The 16,300-nt window shown below is 60.0% G+C and carries 16 protein-coding genes and 1 pseudogene; 9 read left to right on the top strand and 8 right to left on the bottom strand.

The window, feature by feature from the left end; genetic code table 11:
* Positions 1–10: 10 nt before the first annotated feature.
* The 5 genes from dnaA to NKJ84_RS08845 all read right to left on the bottom strand — a co-directional run bounded on the left by dnaA (position 11) and on the right by NKJ84_RS08845 (position 5,746).
* Positions 11–1,558 (bottom strand): chromosomal replication initiator protein DnaA, encoded by a 1,548-nt coding sequence (gene dnaA / locus NKJ84_RS08825; protein ID WP_502899814.1) that lies wholly within the window; start codon positions 1,556–1,558, stop codon positions 11–13.
* 839 nt (positions 1,559–2,397) lie between these two features.
* Positions 2,398–2,664 carry a 30S ribosomal protein S20 gene (rpsT, locus tag NKJ84_RS08830; protein ID WP_023676922.1) on the bottom strand — a complete coding sequence of 89 codons (267 nt, stop codon included), beginning with the start codon at positions 2,662–2,664 and terminating at the stop codon, positions 2,398–2,400.
* A gap of 159 nt (positions 2,665–2,823) precedes the next feature.
* On the bottom strand, positions 2,824–3,597 hold the full coding sequence (locus NKJ84_RS08835; RefSeq protein ID WP_352506153.1) for an enoyl-CoA hydratase: 774 nt from the start codon (positions 3,595–3,597) through the stop codon (positions 2,824–2,826).
* 24 nt (positions 3,598–3,621) lie between these two features.
* Positions 3,622–4,512: a bifunctional DNA-formamidopyrimidine glycosylase/DNA-(apurinic or apyrimidinic site) lyase gene (gene mutM, locus NKJ84_RS08840; RefSeq protein ID WP_352506154.1), complete on the bottom strand. Its 891-nt coding sequence runs from the start codon at positions 4,510–4,512 to the stop codon at positions 3,622–3,624.
* On the bottom strand, positions 4,505–5,746 hold the full coding sequence (locus NKJ84_RS08845; RefSeq protein WP_352506230.1) for a phosphopentomutase: 1,242 nt from the start codon (positions 5,744–5,746) through the stop codon (positions 4,505–4,507). The genes mutM and NKJ84_RS08845 overlap by 8 nt, the downstream gene beginning before the upstream one ends.
* Positions 5,747–5,903: 157 nt before the next feature.
* On the opposite strand from NKJ84_RS08845, the pseudogene NKJ84_RS33195 reads away from it, so the two are divergent.
* Positions 5,904–6,032: pseudogene (locus NKJ84_RS33195) on the top strand (phosphate/phosphite/phosphonate ABC transporter substrate-binding protein); the annotation flags it as partial.
* Between the two features lie 102 nt (positions 6,033–6,134).
* Here NKJ84_RS33195 and NKJ84_RS08850 read toward each other — a convergent pair.
* From NKJ84_RS08850 to NKJ84_RS08860, 3 genes are all read right to left on the bottom strand, one after another.
* Positions 6,135–6,755, bottom strand: a complete 621-nt coding sequence (locus NKJ84_RS08850; protein ID WP_254816287.1) for a TadE/TadG family type IV pilus assembly protein — start codon at positions 6,753–6,755, stop codon at positions 6,135–6,137.
* 30 nt (positions 6,756–6,785) lie between these two features.
* The gene (locus NKJ84_RS08855) at positions 6,786–7,346 is read right to left on the bottom strand and encodes a TadE/TadG family type IV pilus assembly protein (protein ID WP_352506155.1); all 561 of its coding nucleotides are present in this window, start codon (positions 7,344–7,346) and stop codon (positions 6,786–6,788) included.
* 152 nt (positions 7,347–7,498) lie between these two features.
* Positions 7,499–7,921 carry a pilus assembly protein N-terminal domain-containing protein gene (locus NKJ84_RS08860; protein ID WP_352506156.1) on the bottom strand — a complete coding sequence of 141 codons (423 nt, stop codon included), beginning with the start codon at positions 7,919–7,921 and terminating at the stop codon, positions 7,499–7,501.
* A gap of 335 nt (positions 7,922–8,256) precedes the next feature.
* On the opposite strand from NKJ84_RS08860, the gene NKJ84_RS08865 reads away from it, so the two are divergent.
* The 8 genes from NKJ84_RS08865 (at position 8,257) to NKJ84_RS08900 (ending at position 16,294) form a co-directional block, all read left to right on the top strand.
* Positions 8,257–8,427 (top strand): Flp family type IVb pilin, encoded by a 171-nt coding sequence (locus NKJ84_RS08865; protein WP_254816290.1) that lies wholly within the window; start codon positions 8,257–8,259, stop codon positions 8,425–8,427.
* A gap of 152 nt (positions 8,428–8,579) precedes the next feature.
* Entirely contained in the window at positions 8,580–9,098 is a 519-nt protein-coding gene (locus NKJ84_RS08870; RefSeq protein ID WP_254816291.1) for an A24 family peptidase, read from the top strand.
* A gap of 188 nt (positions 9,099–9,286) precedes the next feature.
* A complete protein-coding gene (cpaB, locus tag NKJ84_RS08875; protein ID WP_254816292.1) occupies positions 9,287–10,102 on the top strand; it encodes a Flp pilus assembly protein CpaB in 816 nt (271 codons plus the stop codon).
* Entirely contained in the window at positions 10,099–11,628 is a 1,530-nt protein-coding gene (locus NKJ84_RS08880) for a type II and III secretion system protein family protein (protein ID WP_352506157.1), read from the top strand. The genes cpaB and NKJ84_RS08880 overlap by 4 nt, the downstream gene beginning before the upstream one ends.
* Positions 11,629–11,642: 14 nt before the next feature.
* Complete coding sequence (locus NKJ84_RS08885; RefSeq protein ID WP_352506158.1) at positions 11,643–12,377, top strand: CpaD family pilus assembly protein; 735 nt, start codon at positions 11,643–11,645, stop codon at positions 12,375–12,377.
* A 55-nt stretch (positions 12,378–12,432) separates the two neighbouring features.
* On the top strand, positions 12,433–13,716 hold the full coding sequence (locus tag NKJ84_RS08890; RefSeq protein ID WP_254816295.1) for a CpaE/TadZ family protein: 1,284 nt from the start codon (positions 12,433–12,435) through the stop codon (positions 13,714–13,716).
* A 29-nt stretch (positions 13,717–13,745) separates the two neighbouring features.
* Positions 13,746–15,251: a TadA family conjugal transfer-associated ATPase gene (locus tag NKJ84_RS08895; RefSeq protein WP_352475953.1), complete on the top strand. Its 1,506-nt coding sequence runs from the start codon at positions 13,746–13,748 to the stop codon at positions 15,249–15,251.
* A gap of 29 nt (positions 15,252–15,280) precedes the next feature.
* Positions 15,281–16,294: a type II secretion system F family protein gene (locus NKJ84_RS08900; RefSeq protein ID WP_352506159.1), complete on the top strand. Its 1,014-nt coding sequence runs from the start codon at positions 15,281–15,283 to the stop codon at positions 16,292–16,294.
* Positions 16,295–16,300 lie beyond the last annotated feature (6 nt).

Consider the following 16,300-nt stretch of genomic DNA (forward strand, 5'->3'; position numbering starts at 1 on the left):
TTTCGGGCCATCAGGCCTGGTCGTTGATCAGCCTTCTCAGCAATTCGAGTTCCTGCGCCAGTGTGTTGTCGGCACCGGAAAGATCCTCGATCTTGCGCACCGCATGCAGCACGGTCGTATGGTCGCGGCCGCCGAAACGCCGCCCGATCTCCGGCAGCGAGCGCGGCGTCAACACCTTCGACAGATACATAGCGACCTGCCGCGGCTTGACGATGGTGCGTGTGCGCCGGTTGGACAGCAGTTCGGTCTTCGACACGTTGTAGTGGCGCGCGACGATGCGCTGGATGTCCTCGATACGCACCCGCTTCGGTTCGCCCGAACGATAGATGTGGCCAAGGATCTCATCGATGCGGTCGATGGTGATCTGCGGTTCGAAGGATTGGCGAAACAAAAGCTGGTTGAAGGCGCCTTCGAGCTCGCGCCCGCTGCCGGTCACCGTGCGGGCGACGTGGTTGAGTATCTCTTCGGAAATATCCAGCGACGCATCGTCGAGCTTGGCGGTGGCAAGCCTGAGCTTGAGCATACCAATACGCATGGCGAAATCCGGGGCCGACATTTCCAGCGCGACGCCGCCGTTGAGGCGCGAGCGGACGCGTGGCTCCAGCGACTCCAATTCGGACGGCGGCCGGTCGGCAGCGACCACCACCTGCTTGGCGCTGTCGAGCAGCATGTTGATCAAATGGCAGAATTCGTGCTGGATCGACTTGCCCTGCAGGAACTGCATGTCGTCGATGATGAGGAGGTCGATATCGCGCAGCTGTTCTTTCAACGTCAGTGCGTTGTTGTCGCGGATCGCGGTGGCGAACCGCCACATGAAATACTCAGCCGTCAGATAGACGACCCGCGATTTCGGATTCTGCTTCAGCGATTCTGCGGCGATCGCCTGCAACAGATGCGTCTTGCCCAGTCCGACCGTTGCGTGAAGAAAGAGCGGATTAAAACGCACCGCGCTCGACTGCGATTCCGCGACCGCCTTGGCGGCGGCAAAAGCCACTCGGTTCGATGGTCCTTCGATGAAGGAGGTGAAAGTGTAGCGTGGATCGAGTGGCGAACCGAGAACATTGTGCCGGAACTCGGTTTCTGCCGGCATCCCCGGGCGGGGTGCCGGGACCCGTTCGACCCTGCTGGGGCTCGCCGTGCCCGCAGAGAGCGCGGTTTGCGTCTGCCTGGTCATCTTGCGCGCCGGCGCCACTTCTGGCTCGACGCTGTTGCGGCCCTGCCGTGTGGCGGTGCGAACCACGATCTCGATCTTGAGGATCTCCGGATCTTCGTGCTTCCACAACTCGGTGATGAGATCGAGATAATGGCCGTTGATCCATGAACGCAGGAATGCGGTTGGCACTGAGATGCGAACAATGCCCTTAGAGCATTCAGCGACCTTCATGCGCCCGAACCAGCTCGAATAGACCTCGGTTCCCAGACGCGCCTTCAACTGGGCCTTGACCCGATCGAACTTCTGTTCAGCTTCATTGGAAGCCGCCATGTCGTTCCTTCCGACTAACGTTCCAGGAAATGGGAGGTCGCCTGTAAGCTCCCTTTCGATGCCGCCGCTCTGCATGATCGAGTTCCTTGTCTCTTGTACCTGTTTTCCGCCGGGGATGCGCCTCCTGCATCCATGTTTCCGGCGACCGTGTCTTGGCTGCGACACCATCGCCGCCGCCGGCTGATGAATCGCCTCGTTGTCGGTCCGGCGCCGAAGAGCCGATCCGCTTTGGTCATGTCAGGGCAACAAAATGCCGTCCGGCGAAAAACCGCCGGCGCACCATCGACCTGCCATGTACAATTACGCCAGTCCCCTACCGTATCGAAAAGACAAACCAACCCCGTCCGCGGAGTTGAAGCCGCGCTGTAAACTCTGCCAATTTGAGCTGGCCGGTTTCAGGCTGGTCAAGGGCCAAGGGCCCATCCCTTCGATGGACAGACATTACCGAAATCGCTGTGGATAGGGCAAGGCCACCCCTAACGGATTTTTAAGGAATCTGACTAGCAAGGGACGTTTCGAACGCCATGCTGCAATAGTTGATTTTGACAAAGCCATTGTGATTCAAACCCTTTTCCGGCGAATATGAAAAAGGCCACACAACGCGAAATTTTCTGAAATAATTCACTTGACAGCCAATTGTCGCCTATCAGCCGCAGCTGATGTGAACAAGCTGTGGATCACCATCGGTAAGCTTCTGAAAGGAAACGGTAATCCGTGACGCTCGGAAATTTTCGTATTGGCGGTTTCGGAGGCTCCGAATATGAGCAGGCATGTATATGCCGGCAAAGCATTTCGAACTTTGAAATGCTCGCGGAGCGCCATTTTGCGGGCTTTCTTTTAAGTACTTGCCGGCAAACGAAAAAACCCGGCGCGATTGGCCGGGTTTGAAGTAGCGCAGTTCAAGAATGGATATATCAGGCTGACAGCACCTTGACCCGTTGGGCCAACCGCGACACCTTGCGCGATGCCGTGTTCTTGTGCACCACGCCCTTGGTCGCGGCGCGCATCAGTTCCGGCTCGGCCACCTTGAAGGCAGCCTGTGCGGCCGCCTTGTCGCCAGCCGCGAGCGCCTCTTCGACCTGGCGGATGTAGGTTCGGACGCGGGAGCGGCGGTTCTTGTTGATCGCTGCGCGACGGGCGATCTTGCGCGTTGCCTTTTTGGCCGAGGAGGTATTGGCCATGGTGCCTCTCTTCTGATCTGGTGGGCGCTTGCGGGATACCGCGGGGCGCAAAAAACAAACGGGCAGCCACAGGGCCGCCTCGGTTGTTGCGGCTTATAGTTCAGCTTTTCCGGCACGTCAACGCTGCAGTGTTTTCTTTTTGACCGGTGCCTCGTCATCTCATCGGTTCGTGAAATTCGGCTTCCGCTTGCCGGTGAAGGCCGCCATGCCTTCCTTCTGGTCATCCAGCGCAAACAGCGAATGAAACAGCCGGCGCTCGAACCGCAGACCCTCGGTGAGCGTCGTCTCATAGGCGCGGTTGACGGCCTCCTTCGCCATCATCACCGACGGCAAGGAAAAATCGGCGATCTTCGCTGCTGCCTTAAGCGCTTCCTCGATCAACTCGCCGGCTGGCACGACGCGCGAGACAAGGCCGGAACGCTCGGCCTCGGCTGCGTCCATCATTCGTCCCGTCAGGCACATATCCATTGCCTTCGACTTGCCGACAAAGCGGGTCAGGCGCTGCGATCCGCCCATGCCGGGCATGACGCCCAGCGTGATCTCGGGTTGGCCAAACTTGGCGGTGTCGGCGGCGATGATGAAGTCGCACATCATCGCCAGTTCGCAGCCGCCCCCCAGCGCATAGCCCGCCACCGCCGCGATGATCGGCTTTCGTGCCCGCGTAAATTCTTCCCAGCCGACGAAGAAATCCTGCACATAGGCATCCACATAGGAGATCGACTGCATTTCCTTGATATCGGCACCTGCCGCGAAAGCCTTCTCCGAACCAGTGATGACCATGGCGCCAATGTCGGCATTGGCGCCCATGCTTTTCACCGACGCGACCAGTTCCGCCAGCACTTGTGAATTCAGTGCGTTGAGCGCCTGCGGCCGGTTCAGCGTAATCAGCCCGACCTTGCCGCGGGTTTCGACGATGATGGTTTCATAGCCCATGCTTTGCTCCTCCTCGCTTCTGGTTTAAGCCTGACAGGCCCGGCAGTGGAAAGTCGAACGACCGCTTTGCACGATACGCTCGATGTGGCCGCCACAACCAGGCTTGGAGCAGGCTTCGCCCTCGCGATCGTAAACCGCGAAGGAATGCTGGAAGTAGCCCAGCGATCCATCGGTCTGCATATAGTCGCGCAACGACGAGCCGCCGGCGGCGATCGCATCGGTGACGACCGAGCGGATAGCTTCGGCCAGGCGTTCGCTCTGCTCTTTGGCTTTCTTGCCGGCTCTCGCGAGGGTGCCCGCTTCGCGCAGCGGCGACAGGCCGGCCCGCCAAAGCGCTTCCGAGACGTAGATATTGCCTAGCCCGGCAATTAGCCTCTGGTCCAGAAGTGCCGCTTTCAGCGGTGACTTGCGACCTTTCAGCAACGAAGCGAGCAGCGTGCCGTCCAGTGCGTTGCCTGTAGGCTCGACGCCTAATCCGGCCAGCATCGGATGCATGTCGGGCTCGCCTTCCGAAAACAGCATGAACCCGAAGCGGCGCGGGTCGTTGAAGATCACGCGAGAGCGGACGCCGGCAGGGGATGCGATGTCGAAGACGACGTGATCGTGAGCAGTGTTTTTCGAACGTTCGTGGTGGAACGCGCCGGGCGTTGCGCTCTCGTCGGCCGTTTCGATGCGAAACGAACCCGACATGCCGAGATGGCAGATCAGAACCGGGCCGTTGTCCATGTGCATTGTCAGATATTTGGCACGGCGGCCGAGCGCCGCAATCGTCTTGCCGGTCAGCCGCTCCGAAAATTTCGCGGGGAACGGAAACCGCAAATCCGGCCGGCGTGCCTCGACACCGACAATGCGGGCACCTTCAAGGGCCGGCTGCAGACCGCGCCTGACCGTCTCCACCTCCGGCAGCTCAGGCATGGCCGCCTATCATCGCATGGAAGGAGGTGCCGTAAGGGCCGCGCGCCAGCCCGAGATGTTCGGCCACGGTTTCGCCGATGTCGGCAAATGTCATCCTCAGTCCGATGTCTGCGCCTTTGAAACCCGGCTGTGTCCCGATAACCGGAATCCGCTCGCGCGTGTGGTCGGTGCCGCGCCACGTCGGATCGTTGCCGTGATCGGCGGTCAAAATGAGCAGATCGCCTGACCTCAGCCGTGCGAATGCCTCGGGCAGGCGCCGGTCGAACGCCTCGAGCGCGGCGGCATACCCCGCAACGTCGCGCCGATGCCCGAACTCGGTGTCGAAATCGACAAAGTTCGCGAAGACGAGGTCGCCGTCGCGGGCGTCTTCCATGGCGCCAAGCGCTTTGTCGAACATCGCCATGTTGCCGGCAGCCTTGCGGACTTCCGAGATGCCCCGATGGGCGAAAATGTCGCCGATCTTGCCGACCGCGATAACCCGGCTGCCGCGCGCCGTCAGCCGGTCGAGCAGCGTCGGTTCCGGCGGCGGTACGGCATAGTCGCGACGATTATGCGTTCGCTCGAACGTGGCGGCGGTTTCACCGATGAACGGCCGTGCTATGACGCGGCCGATATTAAGCGGATCGACGAGCCTGCGCACCACCTTGCAGAACTCGTAAAGCCGTTCCAGGCCGAAATGAACCTCATGCACGGCGATCTGCAGGACGGAGTCGATCGAGGTGTAGCAGATCGGCTTGTCGGTACGGATATGGTCTTCGCCGAACCGTTCGATGATTTCGGTGCCCGGAGCATGGCAATTGCCGAGGATGCCAGGCACCTTCCCTTCACGCACCATTGCTTCGGTCAACTCGGCCGGAAAGGCCGGAATCGTGTCCGGGAAGTAACCCCAGTCGAAACGGACCGGCAGGCCGGCTATTTCCCAATGGCCCGATGGCGTGTCCTTGCCGCTCGAAACCTCTTGGGCCGCGCCGTGAAAGGCGGCGGCAAGCGGCGCACTGCCGGCATTCTCGAACCTGAAACCCGTCGCCGTTGCCGCGGCCTGGCCGAGGCCGAGCGAGAGCATGTTTGGTACAAGAAGGGGCCCGTCACGCAGGCCTTCGCGATCGGCGCGGCCTTCCGCGCAGGCCCGCGCGATGTGTGCGAACGTGTTGGAGCCGGTGTCGCCATAGCGTTCGGCATCGGCCGCGCCGCCGATGCCGAAGGAGTCGAGGACAAAAAGGAAGGCGCGTGCCATCGAAAGGTTCATCATTGCCTGTGTTGGCTCAGACATAGGGTTCCGCGTCGCCATTGGCAATTCGGAAACCCAAACAGCACGGTTGGCATGCTGGTCCCGGAGAGACGAATCGCGGCATGGTCGATCTGCGGATGGAAATGCGCGGCGCGGAGCTCGCATGAGGCTTGCCCTGACAGCATTCGCCGCCGTACTGGCTTTGCTGCTAGATGCGTCTTGCGCAAACCTGGCGCGCGCCGATTGGCGCTATGTTATCGGAACGTTCCGTATCGGTATCGTCGCCGAACCGTTGCCGGTCCGAGGGACTATGTGCTGGCTGCAGCCATCGTGCGTCTAGTCTCGGCCCGCGGTTGCAACCAATAGCAAAAGACCGGTTAGCGGGCTTCAGGCGTCAGCAATCACTGCACGGAATGGTCGGGCTCCTGCGCGGCCGCAGATAATAAGTTTCCGCCATCGATATCGAATTGAAGACCGAGCTCAACCCGAACCGGCTTTGGCCGTCCGCCGACCAGGTGATGATTGGCTTGTAGGCGAGATCGCTCTCGACCCGAATGAGGAAAGTGCCTTTGATCTTGAGCGCGCTCGGGACCGTTGTGGTGGAATCCTTGACCGCGTCGAGGCTAGAGACGCCATCCACCAGTTTGCGCGACCACACGACCAGGACTTTCGGCGTCGTCTCGTTCGTCACCTGTATCGCCGTGATAATGATCTTCGGTTTCGAGCGGTTGTAGGGCTGGAGCGTGGAACTGCCGATCGCCATGATGGCATCGACATCGGCCGCCTTGATGGTCTGCTGCTGTGTGACGAGGTCCGCTACCATGCTGCCGATGCGGCTGACCTTCTTGCTGGTCTCGATGGCTTGCGAGGCCTCCATTGTCATAAAGTACATGATCAACAGGACAGGCACGATGAGGGCAAACTCGACGGCCGCAATACCGCGGCGGTCCGAGCAAAGCCGGACTGCTCTTGTACAAATCCCTGCGATGCCCAACTGTGCCCCCGCACGAATCATGGCTTTGCCCTTTTCAAGCGACTAGGTGGCTCAGTTGTCGAACGGCTCGTTCTGCCAAGTGATCGAGGCAAAATGCAGCGTTTTGCCGTCCTTCAGGTTGGCCATCGATTTGGCCATAAAGTCGGTCATCACCGGCCATTTGTAAAAAACCCGCAGCATGTTTCTCGACTCCGCCAGGCCAGGTGCGACGGTGAAGGTCTGTGTGCTCGTGCCCTTGGTCAGCACGACGTCGCCATCCTGGATCTTGAAACCGGCCAGCGCCGCATCGGCGAAGGTCGGATACTCGCGCAAATCCACCAGCAGTCCGGGACAGGTCTTGGCGACCATGATCTCCAGCTTGGCGCAGATCTTGTCCCGCAGCTTGGTCCCGGACACATCGGCCGGTCTTAGCTGGCCGGTACGCAACTGACGCGCGATGTCGTCTGTGGCGTTTGCCATCACTTCCTGTGCGGCAAAAGAAATGCAGCTCTCCAGTATGGCGAATACAAGAAGTGCGAAAGGAATTGCAAGCATGGCGAATTCGATCGCCGTGCTTCCGCGGCGGTCGCCTAAAAACCGTCTTGGAGAACCTGCTCGTCCAGCCTTGCTCATGTCCTCTGCCCGCCGATGCCGCTTCTGTATCGGTCCCACCCTTAGTCGGAACCGATTGAAGTCCGGTTGGAATGACCGTTAAATTCAACGGGAAGGCCTTAACCCGGCCATAACCGAAGCACGTTCTCGCCAAAGACGGAGACGTCGGCTAGCTAATGCCCGGCGCTCATCTCGGCTTCAGAGGCCTTTTCGGCATCGCTCTTATACGAGCTTTCGCAATATGGCGCGCAGGACATCGTCTGCACTTCGGCGCGTCGATAGATGCGGACCGACGCCGCCGCCTGCCGCACGACGGTTATTTGCTCATCGACGATCGGGTTGCCCTCCTGATCGAGGACGACAAGATTGGTGACGCCAAATCCCTTGCCGGTCAGTACGATCGTCGATGCGTCCTGCACGGAGGCGTCGGCGATCGCCGGATTGCCGACGACAATCGTATCGGCGGCGCGCGACAATTTGATGATCTTTGCCTGGTTCATCGTCACCTCGATGCCGACGCCGGCCTTGGCTGGAAAGGCGAAAGCCGCTGCGGCACAAAGCACGGCAACTGGAAATGATGATCTCGGCCCGGCCATTGAGGCGCCCCCTGGCAAACTGTTCAACGGAACATGAACGAGATTGGTGAACCAACCGTTAAGCGGCTGGAGTTCACAGGAACCGGCATTGGGCCTAGCCGGCACGGCTGGAACGTCTTTGCCGAATTGCGCCTTTTGCGCCTTTTGTCGGCCCGGGGTCCTAGCGGCGGGGATTTTAGTTCTGGGTTAACCACGCAATGCCATCGAAGCGGGAAAGGAATCGGTAAGCCTGTTTATTAAGCCGATTGAAACAGCTTCTCCTTAGATTCGCAGTATCCGATCAGCCACCAAGAGAAGTTGACGGAAGTGCTGTAACAATTGGAGTAGGAGCTCAAATGTCTAACCTCATCGCACGTTTTGTGAAGGACGAATCCGGCGCGACCGCTATCGAATACGGTCTGATCGCCGCTCTCATCGCGCTCGCCATCATGGTCGGCGCCACCTCGCTCGGCACCGCGCTGAACGCCAAGTTTGACAAGATTGCCACCAAGGTCAACGCTTCGTAAGCAACAACATTCCGTTGCTTCCCAATAAGGGCCGCCGCACTGGCGGCCCTTATTTAGTCCTACGCATGATTTTGAACTTTAGACCTCATCAATCGTTAATCGAACATACCTAGGCTGGGACCGGGTACAGTTTGACCACAGGCGCCACGCCCATGCTTGAAGCCGTGATCTTCGTCGTCTTTCCATTCTGCATGCTTTTTGCCGCGATCTCCGACATGCTGTCGATGACGATCGCCAATCGCGTGCCTGTGCTGCTCGTCGTTGTCTTTGCCTTGGTTGCGCCCTTGACCGGCATGGACTGGGCCACTTATGGCGGGCACTTCGCCGCCGGCGGCCTGGTTCTTGTAGTGACATTCGGCCTGTTCGCGCTTGGCGGCATGGGCGGCGGTGACGCCAAGCTCTTGGCCGCCACTGCCGTATGGATGGGACTGAACATCCATCTCGTCGAGTATCTCGTCACCTCGACGTTCATCGGCGGTCTGCTGACCCTTGCCATCATCGCCTATCGAAAATCGCTGCTTGCCGCCGTCACAAGCCACAATCGGTTCCTGCGCCATTTCGCCGATGAGGCGACCGGCGTTCCGTACGGCATTGCGCTTGGCATTGGCGGTCTGCTCACCTATTCCGACTCACCGTTGATGGCCTGGGCGCTTACCAGGCTGGCGGGCTGAATTTCGCTTTCCGCCGTTGGCGCCGAGCAGGCGAATTGGCCCCGTTTTCCTTCGGGCCAGAGTTGTCGCTCTAATTTATGTAAACCTTAAATTAATCACGATCGTAAGTATAACATTAACCTTGTTTTGACGATTGCCGCTGCAAAGTCCGGCTTGGCTAGTGGTTTGCCAAGGCGAGGTTCGGACAGATGCCAGCATCCCGATTAATTATTCTAGGCGTGGCGATAGCCGCGGCCGGTGGTGCAGGCTATGTCGCGAAGAACATGGTTGTGGCTCCGCCGCCTCCGGTTGTCGATTCCGGTCCTCAGGCGCCGGCGATCGCGCTGCAGGATGTGCTTGTTCTTTCCGGCGACGTTCCGATGGGCAGTCCGCTTGAAAACAACATTTCCTGGGAGTCATGGCCGTCCGCCGGCATCAACGCAAATTTCATCACCCGCGCTGCCGAGCCTGAAGCGCTGGACAAGCTGAAGGGCGCCGTCGCCCGCGTGGCGCTCTATGCCGGCGAGCCGCTGCGCCGCTCGAAGCTGATCGGTGAAGGGCAAAGCTTCATGTCGTCGATCCTGCCCTCCGGCATGCGGGCTGTCGCCACAAGCATTTCGGCCGACACCTCGGCCGGTGGCTTCATTCTTCCAAACGATTTCGTCGACGTCATCATGACCCGTAGAACCGATGCCGCCAATGGCGGTGGTCCGGGCTTCACGACCGAAACTATCCTCAAAAACATTCGTGTCCTGGCGATCGACCAGACCATCCAGGAGGATGAGGAAGGCAAGAAGACCAGAGTCGGCCAGACCGCCACCCTGGAGCTGACGCCGCAGCAGTCCGAGATCATCACCGTCGCACAGCAGATGGCGGATCGCCTGACACTGGCGCTGCGCTCGATCAAGGACAGCCAGGACAAGAATGTGGGCGAGGCCGACTACCTGGTTTCCGGCAATGGCCGGCGCGGCACCGTGCGGTTGATCAAGTCGGGCGAAGTTTCCGAGGTGGGGGCAAGGAAATGAGGCTAAAAACCAAACTGCCGCTCACCCTGGCTGCGGCGATCGGCCTGTTTCTCGTTGGAACGAATGCATATGGCATCCTCGATGCCAGTGCGGCGGGCAATGCTAGGGTCACGGCTTCGACCGCCACCCAGCGGGTCAAACTCGGACTCAATAAATCGGTGGTCATCGACCTGCCGAGCGATGCCTATGATATTCTCGTCGCCAACCCCGCTGTAGCCGACGCAGTGACCCGCACTGCCCGCCGCATCTATCTGTTCGGAAAGGCGGTCGGCGAGACCAACATCTTCGTCTTTGGCCCGAATGGCGAGCAGATCGTCAGCCTTGACCTAGCGGTCGAACGCGATGTTGCCGGGCTGGAGGACTATATCAAGCGCTTCATCCCGTCATCGGAGGTCAAGGTCGAGTTGCTGAACGACAACGTCGTTCTGACCGGAACCGTCGACACTCCTCTTGACGCCAAGCGCGCGGCTGATCTGGCAAACATCTTCGTGTCCGGCGGCGAGGCTACCACGGGTCAATATTCGCAGACCGCTGCCGGCGGTTCGGCCGAAGCCGGCGTCGCCATCGACAACCCGGATGCGGAGCGCCGCGTCAGCCAGATCATCAACCTGCTGCAGATTATCGGCGACGACCAGGTGACGCTGAAGGTGACGGTTGCCGAGGTCAGCCGCACGGTGATGAAGCAGCTCGGCGTCAACATGGTCGGCAACGGCAGCAGCAACGGCATCAGTTGGAGCGCTCTCACCACGCCTGCATACGGATTGGGAAAGCCACTGTCGCAATATTCGGGGGCGGCGATCGGCAGCTCAACTCTTCAAGCGTACATAAACGCCATGGAGCAAAGCGGTGTCATGAAGACGCTGGCCGAGCCGACTCTCACCGCCGTTTCCGGCGAGAAGGCGACCTTCAAGGTCGGCGGCGAATTCAATATCATCACCGGCCGAACAAGCAACGTTTCAAACGACAATCAAACTGGCCAGATTACCTACGAGCACGAACGCCTTGAATATGGAATTGGGCTCGAATTCCAGCCGGTCGTGCTCTCGGCGGGCCGCATCAGCCTTAAAGTGAGGACGTCGGTTTCGGAACCTACGACCGAAGGCGCCGCAGTCCTGGAAGGAGCCGGCGACTTACCCGGCACCACTTTGCTGTCGATCCGCAAACGCCTGGCCGACACCACGGTGGAATTGCCCTCCGGCGGTTCCATGATGATCGCGGGCCTTGTCCGCGACGACATCAGGCAGGCGGTTGCCGGGCTGCCCGGCCTGACCAAAATACCGGTGCTAGGCACGCTGTTCCGCAGCAGGGATTTCGTCCGCAACGAGACCGAACTCGTCATCATCATCACGCCCTATCTGGTGAAGCCGGTGGCGCGCAACGATCTTGCCAAGCCGGATGACAATTTCAACGCAGCCAGCGATGGCGCCGGCATGTTCCTTGGCCGCGTCAACCGCGTCTACGGCACCATGCAGACCGACAAGCCCAACGGCCGCTATCACGGCGTTGTCGGCTTTATCTACAAGTAAGCGGGGAAGTCGACATGTCTCAGGCAGTATCGAAGGCAAGGGCGGTCACCGCGATACAGTCCGTTCATTCGCGGATCTGGCGGCCGGCCGTTCCGATCATAGCGATCGCGGTAGCGGCATCACTGGCCGGCTGCGCCAATCGCGACAGCGTCACGGTCGGTGCCATACCGGACGACTATCGCACCACCCATCCTATCGTCATCGCCGAGAAGGTCCAGAAGATCGACCTTCCGGTCGGCGCCGGCGACCGTGGCATGACCAGATCCCAGCGTGACACGCTCCTGGGCTTTCTCAACGGATACGACAGGAGCGCGGCTCCGGTGCTGACGATCGAGATTCCGAGCGGCTCAGCTAACGAAATCGCAGCGGCCGCGGCCGGCCGCGATTTCGCCAGGCTCGCCATAGCCAGCGGCATCAGCCGGAAGCGGATCGCCATGCGGTCCTATCAGTCTGTTTCAGCCGAAGCGTCCGCACCGGTCCGCGTTGCCTATGTCTCGGTGAAGGCTCAGACGGATAAATGCGGGCGCTGGCCCGAAGACCTGCTGCAGACTTCGGAAAACAAGCACTATGCCGATTTCGGCTGTTCGTATCAGAACAACCTGGCTGCCCAGATGGCCAATCCGTCCGATCTGATCGGGCCACGCAAACCGTCGCCGATCGACGCGGAAAATCGCGGCGCGGTGATCGACGTCTATCGTGACAGGGGTATTTCGGACGAATTCCTCGGCAATTCGGAAGTCGATTATTAACGAGTGTTGAGGCTCAACAAACTCTAAGCCGCGCAAGTCACGGAAAGTGATGACAATGAGCAATCTTGCCTATGACACAGAGGTACCGGGCGGCGAAACCTCGGAGCAGGATATTGCCGCGATGCAGGCGTTGCGGCCGATCCCGCGCATTTCGATCCAGGCATTTTGCGAGACCGAAGGCGTAGCCAATCCGGTCGAGCGCGCCGGCGAGGATCGCCGCATGGCCAAGGCCCATCTGAAGGTGCATATGGGGGGCATCCCCACCGCTATCGAATTCTATCAGTCGGCGCCGACACCGAACCTGATCCTGCTTGAATCCCGCAGCGAGCCGAAGCTGTTGCTTGAACAACTCGCCCAGCTCTCCGAGCATTGTGACCCGACCTCCAAGGTGGTGGTTGTCGGCCACTACAACGATGTCGGCCTGTATCGCGAACTCATTCGTTCGGGCATCTCCGAATATGTCATCGCGCCCGTATCGATGGCCGACATCGTCAGCGTGGTGTCTTCGATCTTCGTTGATCCGGAAGCTGAGCCGATCGGCCGCTCGATTGCGTTCATCGGCGCCAAGGGCGGCGTCGGCTCCTCGACCATAGCCCATAATGTGGCCTGGGCCATGTCGTCCCTTTTCAAATCCGAAGTGGTTGTCGCCGATCTCGACCTCGCCTTCGGAACGGCCAATATCAACTTCGACCAGGACCCGGCCCAAGGCATTGCCGAGGCGGTCTTCTCGCCGGAACGCGTCGACGAGGTCTATCTCGACCGACTGCTCGCCCAATGCGCCGAGCACCTGTCGCTGCTTGCGGCCCCTTCGACCCTGGAGCGGGTCTACGATTTCGATCCCGACGCTTTCACCCAGCTTATCGACATAGCCCAGCGTAGCGCGCCGCTCCTCGTGCTCGATGTTCCCCACTTGTGGGCGGGCTGGACCAAGAACACGCTGGTCAAGGCCGATGAGATCGTCATCACGGCGACGCCCGAACTGGCCAATCTGCGCAACACGAAGAACCTGGTCGACATGCTGAAGCGGCTTCGTCCGAACGATCCTGCGCCAAAGCTTGTGATCAACCAGGCCGGTGTGCCGAAGCGTCCCGAGATTACGCCGTCCGACTTCTCCGAATCCCTCGGCCTTTCGCCGATGTCAGTCATCCCGTTCGAGCCGCTTTTGTTCGGAAATGCTGCCAATAACGGACGTATGCTTGGTGAAATGGATGCCAAGAGTCCGGTCGTCGCCACGATCAACGAGATCGCCCATGTGCTGACAGGGCGCAGCGAAATCAAGGTGAAGAAAAAGGCTGGCCTCGGCAACCTGATAGGCAAGCTTTCGCGCAACAAGAAGTGATGCCTCAGCGGTGGAATTGGTAAGCGATCATGTTTGGTAAAAGAGGCAGCGATGACGGCAACCGGACCATCCCGGAATTCCGTCAGCCCGCACCCGCAGCTGCTGCGCCGGCTGCCGCGAACCCCATGGAAGCGGCTATAGCTGCCAGACCCGCGACGCTGCCGCCGTCCGGCGCGCCTGCAGCGCAGGTTCGCCGTGCAGTCGAGCCGCCGCCATTGGCGCCGGAGCCGAAAACTATCCAGCGCCAAAAGAGCGAAACCTACTACGACACCAAAAGCCAGGTCTTCGCCGCACTGATCGACACGATCGACCTGTCGCAGCTGGCCAAGCTCGATCCCGAAAGCGCGCGCGAGGAAATCCGCGACATCGTCAACGACATCATCGCGATCAAGAATTTCGCGATGTCCATCGCCGAGCAGGAAGAGCTTCTCGAGGACATCTGCAACGACGTTTTGGGCTACGGGCCGCTGGAGCCACTGCTTGCGCGCGACGATATTGCCGACATCATGGTCAACGGCTCCAAGAACGTCTACATCGAAGTCAACGGCAAGGTCGAGCAGACCGGCATCCGGTTCCGTGATAACCAGCAGCTCCTCAACATCTGCCAGCGTATCGTCAGCCAGGTCGGCCGCCGCGTCGATGAATCAAGCCCGATCTGCGATGCGCGTCTTCCTGATGGCTCGCGTGTCAACGTCATCGCACCGCCCTTGGCTATTGACGGCACCGCACTTACCATCCGCAAGTTCAAGAAGGACAAGCTGACGCTCGATCAGTTGGTCAAGTTCGGCTCGATTTCGCCGCAAGGGGCCGAGATTCTCAAGATCATCGGCCGTGTCCGTTGCAACATCGTCATCTCGGGCGGTACCGGCTCGGGCAAGACGACGCTGCTCAATTGCCTGACCAACTATATCGACCGCGAGGAACGCGTCATCACCTGCGAGGACTCGGCTGAGCTGCAATTGCAGCAGCCGCATGTGGTGCGTCTCGAAACCCGCCCGCCCAACCTCGAAGGCGAGGGCGAAGTGACCATGCGCGACCTGGTCAAGAACTGTCTGCGCATGCGGCCCGAACGCATTATCGTCGGCGAAGTGCGCGGACCCGAAGTGTTCGACCTGCTGCAGGCGATGAACACTGGCCATGACGGCTCGATGGGCACGATCCATTCGAACAGCCCGCGCGAATGCCTCAACCGTATAGAGTCGATGATCGCCATGGGCGGCTACACGCTGCCGCAAAAAACCGTGCGCGAAATCATCGTCGGCTCCGTCGACGTGATCATACAGGCTGCACGCCTGCGCGACGGATCGCGGCGCATCACCCACATCACCGAGGTGATCGGCATGGAGGGCGACGTCATCATCACCCAGGACATCGTTCTCTATAACATCAAGGGCGAGGACGCGAACGGCAGGTTGCTGGGCGAGCACGTGTCGACCGGCATCGGCCGTCCGCATTTCTGGGAGCGTGCCCGCTATTACGGCGAGGAGCAGCGCCTCGCCGTTGCGCTCGAGGCAATGGAGAAGCGCGCTGACTGATCCGTCCGGAACCGTGGGGGCCAGGATCGATGTTCGGAATTGACGGCACCGTATTGGCATTCGTCGTGCTCGCCGGCTTCAGCGCCGGCGCTGTGGCCTATGCTTTCCTGTTCAACCGGATCAGCACCGAGAAGCAGGTCGGTAAGCGGCTTGAATCGATCAAGACCGCCGAGACGGATCGTTCCGTCGTCAAGGCTTCGCGCGATCGCGTCGCGGAAGCGGCCAAGCGTCGCAAGTCCGTCCAGGATTCGCTGAAGGATCTCGATCAAAAGCAAAAGTCCAATCAGAGCCTGGTCAAAAAACCACCGCTGAAGATCCAAATCCGTCAGGCCGGCATGAAGATCTCGCTTGAGCGCTTTTATGTCTACTCGGCGGCCTGCGGCGTCGTCTTGACGGCTCTTATATATTTCATCGGCGCACCGCTGCTGGTCTTGCCGGCTGCGCTGCTGGTCGGCGTCTTGGGTCTGCCACGCTGGTTCGTCTCGTTTCGCCGCGGGCGGCGCGTCAAGGCGTTCCTCAACGAATTTCCGAACGCGCTCGATATCATTGTGCGTGCGGTAAAATCCGGCCTGCCGCTGAACGATGCCGTGCGCCTGATCGCCAACGAATCCCCGGAGCCGGTCAAGACCGAGTTCCGCCGCATCGTCGATTCGCAGCAAATGGGTTTGTCGATCCCCGACGCGGCCATGCGCATGCCAGAAACGATGCCGTGCACCGAGGCGAGCTTCTTCGGCATCGTCATCCAGATCCAGTCTCAGGCCGGGGGCAATCTTTCCGAAGCGCTGGGCAATCTTTCGCGCGTGCTTCGCGATCGCAAGAAAATGAAAGCCAAGGTCCAGGCGTTGTCCATGGAAGCCAAGGCATCCGCCGTGATTATCGGCGCGTTGCCTTTCGTCGTCGCCTGTCTCGTCTATTTGACGAGCCCGAACTACATCATGCCCCTATTCACCACCAGCACCGGCAATCTGATCCTCGGTTGTTCCGGCGTGTGGATGTCGATAGGCGTCCTGGTAATGCGCAAGATGATGAATTTCGAAGTCTAGGACTCG

The sequence above is a fragment of the Mesorhizobium sp. M0048 genome, from assembly GCF_040323405.1.
GTDB lineage: Bacteria > Pseudomonadota > Alphaproteobacteria > Rhizobiales > Rhizobiaceae > Mesorhizobium.